Annotated in this window: 5 protein-coding genes, 1 tRNA gene and 1 pseudogene; 6 read left to right on the top strand and 1 reads right to left on the bottom strand. The window is 71.7% G+C overall.

The genetic code is table 11. The features are described from left to right. Window positions 1-807 (bottom strand): annotated as a pseudogene (locus A6Q79_RS06015) (MFS transporter); the annotation flags it as partial. A 706-nt stretch (window positions 808-1,513) separates the two neighbouring features. On the opposite strand from A6Q79_RS06015, the gene A6Q79_RS06010 reads away from it, so the two are divergent. The 6 genes from A6Q79_RS06010 to A6Q79_RS05985 all read left to right on the top strand — a co-directional run bounded on the left by A6Q79_RS06010 (window position 1,514) and on the right by A6Q79_RS05985 (window position 5,927). Beyond that, window positions 1,514-2,131: a DsbA family protein gene (locus A6Q79_RS06010; protein ID WP_067855170.1), complete on the top strand. Its 618-nt coding sequence runs from the start codon at window positions 1,514-1,516 to the stop codon at window positions 2,129-2,131. A 255-nt stretch (window positions 2,132-2,386) separates the two neighbouring features. Further along, window positions 2,387-3,286: an alpha/beta hydrolase gene (locus tag A6Q79_RS06005; RefSeq protein ID WP_067855173.1), complete on the top strand. Its 900-nt coding sequence runs from the start codon at window positions 2,387-2,389 to the stop codon at window positions 3,284-3,286. Window positions 3,287-3,330: 44 nt separating this feature from the next. Next, window positions 3,331-3,789, top strand: coding sequence for a ribose-5-phosphate isomerase (locus A6Q79_RS06000; protein WP_253024392.1), 459 nt, complete (start codon window positions 3,331-3,333; stop codon window positions 3,787-3,789). Window positions 3,790-3,831: 42 nt separating this feature from the next. Beyond that, complete coding sequence (locus A6Q79_RS05995; RefSeq protein WP_317697110.1) at window positions 3,832-4,680, top strand: DNA-formamidopyrimidine glycosylase family protein; 849 nt, start codon at window positions 3,832-3,834, stop codon at window positions 4,678-4,680. Beyond that, on the top strand, window positions 4,677-5,789 hold the full coding sequence (locus tag A6Q79_RS05990; protein ID WP_144433660.1) for a PP2C family protein-serine/threonine phosphatase: 1,113 nt from the start codon (window positions 4,677-4,679) through the stop codon (window positions 5,787-5,789). The genes A6Q79_RS05995 and A6Q79_RS05990 overlap by 4 nt, the downstream gene beginning before the upstream one ends. Window positions 5,790-5,853: 64 nt before the next feature. Next, window positions 5,854-5,927: transfer RNA gene (locus A6Q79_RS05985), tRNA-Gly, on the top strand. Window positions 5,928-6,705: the final 778 nt, after the last annotated feature.

Genomic DNA, 6,705 nt, shown 5'->3' with positions numbered 1-6,705 from the left:
CCCGCCGATCGCGCCGATGGCACCGACGATGCCGAGCACGGCCGACGCCTCACGGGTGGCCTGGACGAGCGCCGCGCCCCGCTCGGGCGACCCCTCGGGGCCGGCCGCCTCGGCGCGCACCTTCCAGATGATCGGGATCATGCGGTACGTCGAGCCGTTGCCCATGCCCGACGCGGCGAAGACGAACAGGAAGGCGGCGAGGAAGAACCAGAAGACCTGCTCGTTCGACTCGACGGCGCTGCGGACGGCGTCGGGGTAGGTGAACGTCGCGGGGTCGACGGTCGTCGGGTCGACCTTCGGGACGGGCGTCAGCCGGGTCAACGTGACCAGCACGGCGAGCGTGCCGATCGTCATGAGGGCGAACGACGCCACCGTCACCCGCGCACCGCCGAAGCGGTCGGCCAGCCAGCCGCCGAACGGCCGCGTGATCGAGCCGACCAGCGCCCCGAGGAACGCGAAGGACGCGACGTTGATGCCGATGCCGACCACGTCGGGCGTGGGCTGGTTGAAGAAGTTGATCTTGATGAGCAGCGGCATGGCGGCGGAGAAGCCGATGAACGAGCCGAACGTGCCGATGTAGAGGAACGCCATGATCCACGTGTGCCGGTAGCGGACGACGCGCAGCTGCTCGCGCGGCCGCGACGAGGCGACCGCGAGGTTGTTCATGAAGAAGAAGGCGCCCGCCGCAGCGACCAGGGCCAGGCCGCCCCACACGTAGGCGGCGCGCTCGAGGTGGATCGAGCCGCTCGCCGCCACCAGGCCGAAGAGCCCGGCGCCTCCGACGATCACCGGCAGGAACAGCTGCACCAGCGAGACGCCCAGGTTGCCGCCGGCGGCGTTGACCCGCCGTGGCCGCGATGACGATGAACACCCAGTAGGGCGTGTCCGGTCGTTGCACGAAGAACGCGAAGAGGGCGGTCGGCACGAGGAGCAGCAGGGCGCTGACGACGGTCCAGTTGCGTGCGCCGAAGCGGGGCACGGCGAACGTGTAGGGGAGCCGGATGAGCGAGCCGACGAGGTTCGGTGCCGCGACGAGCCAGAACAGCTGCTGGGGCGTGAACGCGAAGCCGGCCGAGGCGAGGAAGGTGGCGGTGACGCTCCACAGCAGCCAGACGGAGAACCCGAGGTGCTCGGCGAAGATCGACCACGCCAGGTTGCGGCGGGCGACGCGCTTGCCGGTCGACTCCCAGAACGCGGTGTCCTCGGGGTCCCAGTGGTCGATCCAGCGGCCGGTGCGCCGTCGGGGCGGGGCGGTCGCGTCGGCGTCGGGCGCCGTCGCGGGGGGACGCGGGGTGTCGATCTCGATCGTCATGGACTGCCTCGCTCGGTTCCTGCGCGGGCCGCTGGTCGGCCCGTGGTCGTCGCCGACGTTAGGGACGGCGTGTTTCGCGTCGTGCGCTTCTCGTGTCAGGTCGGGGTAACACCGTCCGCACGCTGCGGTGGGGACGACTGTGAGATCGGTGAGCCGGAGGTCGCGGGGAATGGTGACGCGTCGCCCGTGGTTGAGGCGTGCATGACTGAGTCGCAGACCGTCGAGACCGTCGACTTCTGGTTCGATCCGCTGTGCCCCTGGGCCTGGATGACGTCCCGCTGGATGCTCGAGGTGGAGCAGGTGCGCGACGTGCACACCGTCTTCCACGTCATGAGCCTCTCGGTGCTCAACGAGGACAAGGACGTCCCCGAGGAGTACAAGGAGATGATCCAGCGCGGGTGGGGGCCGGTGCGCCTGGCCATCGCGATCGAGCAGCAGCACGGGCAGGAGAAGCTGCGCGAGTTCTACACGGCCATCGGCACGGCGCGTCACCCCGGCGGTCGCGACTTCACCCACGACCTCTACGTCGAGGTGCTGGAGCAGATCGGTCTGCCGACGGAGCTGGCCGCCGCGGCCGACGACACGTCGTTGGACGACGCGGTGCGCGCCTCGCACCAGGACGGCATCGAGCGGGTGGGCCAGGAGGTCGGCACGCCGGTCATCTCGGTCGGTGGCACGGCGTTCTTCGGTCCGGTGCTGTCGCCGGCTCCGAAGGGTGAGGACGCCGGTCGCGTGTTCGACGGCGCGCGGCTGCTCGCGGGATACGACGGCTTCTACGAGCTGAAGCGCACCCGCGACCGCGACCCGATTTTTGACTGAACCTGAGCGAGCGCAGCGAGCGAACGGTTCAGTCAGGTCGAGTGGTGCACCGGCGAAGCCGGTCTCGCTGTATCGAGACCTGGTGGGTGTCCAGACCCCCGCAGGTCCAGGGCGTAGCCGCGACGGACGAGTAGTCCACCGGCGAAGCCGGTCCCGCTGTATCGAGACCTGGTGGGCGTCCAAGCCCACGCAGGTCCAGGGGCGTAGCCCCGACGGCCGCTCTGGGCGGGCCCCCACCCCACCTACGATGACGCCATGACGCTGCACCCGCAGGCCCGCGCCTACCTCGACGCGCTCGGCACCGACGACACGCCGCTCGACGTGGAGCTGGTCCGCACGATGCGGTCGGTGTCGCGCGAGGCGGCGCTGGCGGAGCCGGTGCGGACCGAGGTCGACCACGTGGCCGACGTCGACGCCGACGGCGTGCCGTGTCGTCTGTACCGGCCGGCGGCGGGCGCACCGGTGGCGCTGTACGTGCACGGTGGCGGGTGGGTGCTCCACGACCTCGAGACGCACGACTCGTTCTGCCGGTACCTGGCCGACACGACGGGGTGGGCCCTGCTGGCCGTCGACTACCGGCTCGCCCCGGAGCATCCCTACCCGGCGCCGCTCGACGACGTGGAGCGGGCGGCGCGGTGGCTGCGCGCGCACGGCGACTCGCTCGACGTCGACACCGCCTGGGTCGCCGGCATCGGCGACTCCGCTGGCGCCAACCTCGTGGCGGGGCTGTGCGTGCGCGACCCGCGCCTGCTCGACCACCAGGTGCTGCTGTACCCGGTCACCGACCGTCGCGCCCCGCTCGACCCGGCCCTCGAGAACGCCGCGCTCGACCTCGCGTCGATGACGTGGATGTGGGACGCCTACGCGGCCGACGACGTCGCCGACCGGCCCGACGTCAGCGTGGCCCGGGCGACGAACCTCGCCGACCACCCGCCGGCCGTCGTGGTCACGTGCGAGCACGACGTGCTGCGCGACCAGGGCGAGGCGTACGCGGCGGCGCTCGCCGACGCCGGCGTTCCCGTGATGGCCGTCCGCGCTCTCGGCATGATCCACTCGTTCTGGCGCCAGCCGGAGGTCTTCGACGCGGCGCGGAGCACGGTCGCCGCCGTCGGCGCGTGGCTCGACGCCGCCCGCGCGTCGTCCCGCACGCCCTGACGGGCGGACGACGGCCCCGGCCCCGGTTCTGGGACACTGACGGCATGCGCGTGCACCTGGGAACCGACCATGCCGGACTCGAGCTGAAGGACCGTCTCGCCGCCTGGCTGACCGACCACGGGTACGAGCCCGTCGACCACGGCGCCTACGAGTACGACGCGGAGGACGACTACCCGCCGTTCTGCGTGGCGGCCGCGCAGGCCGTCGCCGACGAGCCCGGGTCGCTGGGCGTCGTCATCGGCGGCTCCGGCAACGGCGAGCAGATGGCCGCGAACAAGGTGCGCGGCATCCGCGCCGCGCTCGCGTGGAGCGTCGAGACGGCGCGGCTCGCCCGTGAGCACAACGACGCGCAGGTGGTGTCCGTGGGCGGTCGCATGCATACGTTCGAGGAGGCCGTGGAGATCATCGAGACCTTCCTGACGACGCCCTTCAGCGGCGCGGAGCGTCACCAGCGTCGGATCGACCTGCTCGGCACGTACGAGACCACCGGCGGCTTCGGGTGACCCACGGGTCCCTCCCGACCTCTCGACCCGCAGGGCGCCACGGTGCCTGAGGGTCACACCATCCACCGGCTCGCCCAGCGCGTCGACGACGCGTTCGCCGGCGACCGGGTCACCTCCAGCAGCCCGCAGGGTCGCTTCGAGGAGGGTGCCGCACGCATCGACGGGCTGACGCTCGTCTCGGCCGACGCGTGGGGCAAGCACCTGCTGGTCCGGTTCGACGGCCTGGCCGAGCAGGTGCACGTGCACCTCGGGCTCTTCGGCAAGTTCCGCGTCCGCAAGCACCCGGAGGGCGAGGTCCCCGAGGTCACCGGGCAGGTGCGCTGGCGGCTCGTCGGACCGGCGGAGTGGCCCACGCGGACGGGCGACCTGAGGGGGCCGACGGCCTGCACGCTGCTGCTGCCCGACGAGGTCGACACGCTGCTGTCGCGGCTCGGGCCCGACCCCCTGCGCGACGACGCCGCCCCGGGCCGCGCGTGGGCGCGCATCCACCGCTCGCGGGCACCGATCGCCACCCTGCTCATGGACCAGTCGGTGGTCGCGGGGATCGGCAACGTGTACCGGGCGGAGGTGTTGTTCCGTGGCGGCATCGACCCGTTCCTGCCGGGCCGGGAGCTGCCCGAGCCGTTCTGGGACGCGATGTGGGCCGACCTGATCGCCCTGATGCGCGAGGGCGTGCGCAAGGGTCGCATTGACACCGTGCACGTCGAGCACGGTCCCGACGTCATGGGTCGCGCGCCGCGTCGCGACGACCACGGCGGGGAGGTCTACGTGTACCGACGTGACGGTCGCGCCTGCTACGTCTGCGGCGACACGGTCCGCAAGCAGGAGCTCGCGGCCCGCAACCTGTTCTGGTGCCCGACGTGCCAGCGCGCGGGTACGCTCGGCCGGTGAGGTCACGTGTGAGCCATGCGCGGATGCGCCTGAGCCGGTACGTGGACGACCGCGTCGTCCGCTGGCAGACGGGCACCCGCGAGGGACAGGTCGCCGTCCTCGCCGTGCTGCTGGTCGCCTGCCTCGGGATCTTCGCGCTGTCGATCACCAACTACGCGGTGTTCCCGGCGCTCACGTTCGTCATCCCGCTGCTGATCGGCAGCATCACCCTGCGGTTCCAGCCGTTGCTGGTGCTCGTCGGCGTCATCGTCGTGCTGGTGACGATCACCGTCTCGCTGGAGTACGTGCGCGAGGGGATCACGGTCAGCCGGGTCAGCTCCCTCGTCATGATGGCGACGGTCGCCGCGATCCAGCTCTGGGAGGCGCGGCGTCGGCGCAGCGGACTCCCCGGACCGCTGGGCGAGGCCATGCTCGTCGACCTGCGCGACCGGCTCCACGCGCAGGGCAAGGTGCCCCCGCTGCCGAGCGGGTGGTACTCGGAGTCGGCCATGCTCACCGCCGGTGGTGTGCACTTCTCCGGCGACTTCATGGTCGCGAACCTGTCGGCCGACGAGGTCGAGCTCGAGATGATCCTCGTCGACGTCTGCGGCAAGGGCGTCGCGGCGGGCACGCAGTCGCTGCAGCTCGCGGGTGCACTGGGCGGACTGATCGGCGCCCTGCCGCCGCAGGCCCTGTTCGCGGCCGCCAACGACTTCCTGCTGCGGCAGCAGTGGGAGGAGGGCTTCGCGACGGCGGTGCACGTCTCGATCGACCTGCGCACCGGCTCCTACGGGATCATCAGCGCCGGTCACCCGCCCGTCCTGCACTGGCGCCCGTCGACGGGGGAGTGGGCGATCGACGAGGCGCGCGGCACGGCCCTCGGCATCATGCGTCACCCGCTCTTCACCCAGACGCACGGACGCCTGGAGCCGGGCGAGACGCTGCTCTTCTACACCGACGGCGTCGTCGAGTCGCGCGACCAGGGCGTCGAGGAGGGCGTCGCGTGGCTGCGCACGGCGGCGACGCGTGCCCTCCGCGCAGGCGTCGAGGGTGCTGCGGGTCGGATCCTCGGCCGGGTCCGCGCGAAGGACGACGACCGCGCCGTCCTGCTCGTCGCACGCCAGGACTGACCGAGCCCCGCCCCGGCCCCGGGTCGACGCGGTGTGGCATCATGGACCCGCTTCGGCCCCGAGAGCGGACGTAGCTCAATTGGTTAGAGTCTCTGCCTTCCAAGCAGAATGTTGCGAGTTCGAGTCTCGTCGTCCGCTCTCGGGGCCGAATCACGTCTCCACCCGCCCCGTCGCGGCGTCGTCCCTTTCGACCAGCGAAACGTTCCGCTGGTCGAGTAGCAGGGACGAGCTTGCGAGGTCCCTGCGTATCGAGACCATCCGGCAACAGGTCAGCGCGAGCCGGCCCCCAGCGACCGCTTCGAGTGGTCTCGACCTCCGCCTGCTCCTTCGGCCCCCGCAAGCGGGAGGTGCCCCCAGCGGCGTCGACTACTCGACCAGCGGAGGGTTCCGCTGGTCGAGTAGCGGCGACGGCGAGCGCCAGCGAGCTCGTCGGTGCGATGGAGCCGTCGCAATGAGGGCGTAGCCGCGACGGAGCGAGACCACCCGGCAACGGCTCAGCGCGGGCCAGTTTCCAGCGTCTGCGTGGAGTGGTCTCGATACGTCCGACCGTGCTCCTTCGTCGCCGGTCGGCCTACTCGACCGGCGGGAGGCCCCGCTGGTCGAGTAGTCAGGACGGCGAGCGCCAGCGAGCACGTCCTGACGTATCGAGACCACCCGGCAACGGCTCAGCGCGGGCCGACCCCCCAGCGTCTGCGTGGAATGGTCTCGATACGCCCGGAGCACGCTCGTGCCTCGCGGCTCCGCGCTACTCGACCAGCGACACGTTCCGCTGGTCGAGTAGCAGGGACGAGCTTGCGACGTCCCTGCGTATCGAGACCACCCGGCAACGGCTCAGCGCGGGCCAACCCCCAGCGCCTGCGTGGAGTGGTCTCGATACGCGCGGAGCACGCTCGTCCCTCGCGGCCCGGCGCTACTC

It is taken from the genome of Aeromicrobium sp. REDSEA-S32_B7, assembly GCF_001626145.1.
Taxonomy (GTDB): domain Bacteria; phylum Actinomycetota; class Actinomycetes; order Propionibacteriales; family Nocardioidaceae; genus Aeromicrobium; species Aeromicrobium erythreum.
This window is presented reverse-complemented; position numbering and strand designations above follow the sequence as displayed.